2 protein-coding genes and 1 pseudogene are annotated in these 1,058 nt (G+C 46.0%); all 3 read right to left on the bottom strand.

The genetic code is table 11. The annotated features are described in order from the left end of the window. The coding region (tpx, locus tag KIV40_RS29610) for a thiol peroxidase (RefSeq protein WP_285352832.1) at window positions 1-377 on the bottom strand (377 nt) is incomplete at its 3' end. A gap of 79 nt (window positions 378-456) precedes the next feature. After that, on the bottom strand, window positions 457-648 hold the full coding sequence (locus KIV40_RS29605) for a hypothetical protein (protein ID WP_285352830.1): 192 nt from the start codon (window positions 646-648) through the stop codon (window positions 457-459). After that, window positions 629-1,058 (bottom strand): annotated as a pseudogene (locus tag KIV40_RS29600) (pyridoxal-phosphate dependent enzyme); the annotation flags it as partial. The gene KIV40_RS29605 and the pseudogene KIV40_RS29600, both read right to left, overlap by 20 nt.

Raw genomic sequence — 1,058 nt, 5'->3', positions numbered from 1 at the left:
TTTAGCGCACCTTCGTTCAGGTTCACGCCGTAGTCTTCAGTGAAAGTTGGTGAACGGAAGAAAGAGAAGTTTTGTACTGAATCGATAGACTCAGATGTACAGAAGCGGCCTGTTGCGAATGGCAGGTCTGCCGAGATGTTCATTACCGCAACACCTTGAACGCTCGCTAGCTTTTGGTGGAACTCACGTACGCTTGCCGCACATACTGGCGTGTCAATGCTTGGGAAGATATTGAGTACCAATTTCTGGCCTTTCATCGACTCAAGTGTGATGTCTGCAAGCTCTGCTGAGCATAACGTGAAGTTTTGTGCTGATTGGCCTGCTTGTGGGAATGAACCAGAAACAGAAACCGCTTCGCCTTGAAAAGTGATTGACATGATTTACCTTCAATTTGTTTTTTATAAGATTGTTTCGATAAGAGTGAGCAACTTATCAGTAGCAATGGTATCGACTTGGTCACATATAAAAAGTAAGGGTGACTAAGCCTAAGTAAGTCGCGATATAGAAAAGCGCAACGTAGAAAAATATCGCGGTTCCATCCTCCTCAGAGATGCGCTCTTGTAGGGCTTTTACGCCAACTTGTTGAAGCAAGGCGGCAACCAGCCCCAAAAAAATAGGGATAATCGCGCTAGTTACTGCTTTTTTCATCGAACATACCTGCAAACAATGCTGAACTTAGGTAACGCTCGCCTGAACTAGGAAGAACCGTCACAATATTCTTGCCTCGGTATTCATGCATTTCGGCAATGCGATTCGCTGCTACAACTGCAGCGCCAGAAGAGATCCCTGCAAGAATGCCCTCTTCTTTCATAAGACGATTGGCCATATCGATGGCTTCTTGAGAAGTAACACGTTCTTCGTGGTCGATCAGGCTGAGGTCTAAATTACCGGGAATAAACCCAGCGCCAATGCCTTGGATTTTATGAGGTGCAGGTTGAATCTCTTCCCCTGCTAATGATTGAGAAATGACGGGTGATTCAGCAGGCTCAACCAGCCACCGACAACACCTGCTTTTTCTGATAGTTCTTAAGGTAACGGCTCACCCCTGTGATGGTACC

This window comes from Vibrio sp. D173a (assembly GCF_030248475.1).
The sequence above is the reverse complement of the archived record's forward strand: the minus strand, read 5'-3'. Positions and strand labels throughout refer to the sequence as shown.

Bases quoted from the DNA above. Each gene is read 5' to 3' on its own strand.
- KIV40_RS29605 (WP_285352830.1), bottom strand. From the start codon at position 648: ATGAAAAAAGCAGTAACTAGCGCGATTATCCCTATTTTTTTGGGGCTG.